2 protein-coding genes are annotated in these 1895 nt (G+C 55.5%); both read right to left on the bottom strand.

Annotated elements, in window-relative coordinates:
* Positions 1–27: 27 nt before the first annotated feature.
* Positions 28–912, bottom strand: a complete 885-nt coding sequence (locus tag A918_RS0105860) for an ABC transporter permease subunit (protein ID WP_022710156.1) — start codon at positions 910–912, stop codon at positions 28–30.
* Positions 909–1829 carry a glutathione ABC transporter permease GsiC gene (gsiC, locus tag A918_RS0105855; RefSeq protein ID WP_022710155.1) on the bottom strand — a complete coding sequence of 307 codons (921 nt, stop codon included), beginning with the start codon at positions 1827–1829 and terminating at the stop codon, positions 909–911. Before gsiC ends, A918_RS0105860 begins: the two co-directional genes overlap by 4 nt.
* Positions 1830–1895 lie beyond the last annotated feature (66 nt).

Below are 1895 nucleotides of genomic sequence, written 5' to 3'. Positions count from 1 at the left end.
CGTCTCAATTGAGACGGCGTAACTTCATCAGTCAGAGCGTAGTTTCGGATCCAATGCGTCGCGCAGACCATCACCAAACAGGTTGAAACCCAGAACGGTCACGAAAATCGCAATGCCCGGAAACAGGGTCAGGTGATCGGCAACGCCCATATAGGAGCGTCCGTCTGCCAGCATGGCACCCCATTCAGGGCTTGGCGGCTGTGCGCCCAGACCGATGAAGGAGAGGGATGCCGCAGTCAGAATGGATGTCCCGATACGCATGGAGAAATAGACAATCACATTCGGCAGTGTGCCCGGCAGAATGTGGCGCAGCATGATCACTCGGTCTTTAACCCCGATAGCGCGGGATGCATCCACATACACAGTGCGCTTGAGCTGCAATGTTGTGCCGCGGGCAAGACGGGCAAAAACCGGAATCGAGAAGATCGCAACCGCATAGATCACATTGGTGATGCCAGGTCCGAGAATAGCAATAACCGCAATCGCCAGCAGGATACCCGGAAAGGCCAGCAGCAGATCGCACAGACGCATCACGGCGGAGTCAATCCAGCGGCCGTAATAGCCGGAAATGATGCCGAGCGAGACGCCGACCAGAGCACCCAGTGTCACGGACAGGAAGCCGACAGACAGTGAAATCCGTGCGCCCCAGATGATACGGCTGAAAATATCGCGGCCATAGGTATCCGTGCCTGCCCAATGGGCGGCACTCGGCCCCTGCAGCACGGCATTATAATCCGGAATTGTCGGATCATAAGGGGCAACAAACGGCGCGAAGATAGCCATCAGCACCAGTGTGATGATGAAGATAAGCGCAACCATTGCCACTTTTTGTTTTTTAAAGCGGCGCCAGAATTCAGCCAAAGGCTTGCGCATTTTTTCGGTGGGTTCCACCACAACAGTTGTCGCACTCATTTGTAGCGGATCTCCGGATTTGCGAAAGCATACAGCACATCAACCAGCATATTGATGAAAATGAACTGCAGCGAGAACAGCAGGATCAGCGCCTGAATGACCGGATAGTCACGATAGGAAACTGAATCGACCAGCAGACGGCCGAGACCCGGCCATGAGAACACGCTCTCAACCACAATCGAACCACCGAGCAGGAAGCCGAATTGCAGGCCTACCATGGTGATGATCGGGATCAACGCATTGCGCAGAGAGTGTTTCCAGATCACACGGCGTTCCGGCACACCTTTGGCGCGTGCAGTGCGGACATAATCTTCACGGGCAATTTCGATGAAGGAAGAGCGGGTGAAACGCGCCATCACCGCAGCAACACCGACGCCGAGCGTAAAGGACGGCATAACAAAATGCTGCCATGTGCCGTAGCCGCCGGTCGGGAACCAGCCGAGATGGACGGAGAACAGGTTGATGAGCAGCAGGCCGAGCCAGAAAGGCGGAAAGGAAATACCGGAAACCGCAATAATCATACCCGCATAATCAGGCCATTTGCCGCGTTTGACAGCGGAGACAACGCCGATCAGCAGGCCGAGAGCCGTTGACCAGAGCATGGCGAACAAGGTCAGCCAGACGGTCGGCATCAGGCGGGCGCCGATTTCTTCCGCAACAGTGCGGCGGGTTTTCAGCGAAATGCCGAAATCACCCTGCACAGCGCGGGTAAAATAGCGGACGAACTGTTCAGGCAGCGGTTTATCAAGCCCGAGCGAGGAGCGCACAACGGCGACATCTTCAGCGCTGGCTTCAGGGCCGGCAACAAGACGGGCAGGATCACCGGGCAACATATGCACGAAGGCAAAAACGCAGACCATCACCATCGCAATGACAGGGACAGTGGCCAACAGCCGTTTGATCAGATAGGCAAACATGGATTTCCTTTCTGAAAAACTGTGCTGACCGTATTAAGCGTATCCCGAAAAGTGCGAAGCGGGTTT

Origin of the sequence: Pseudochrobactrum sp. AO18b (assembly GCF_000409565.1) — a bacterium.
Lineage (GTDB): Bacteria > Pseudomonadota > Alphaproteobacteria > Rhizobiales > Rhizobiaceae > Pseudochrobactrum > Pseudochrobactrum saccharolyticum.
Note: the sequence above shows the minus strand (reverse complement) of the source record. Positions and strands in the feature narration are given on the sequence as shown.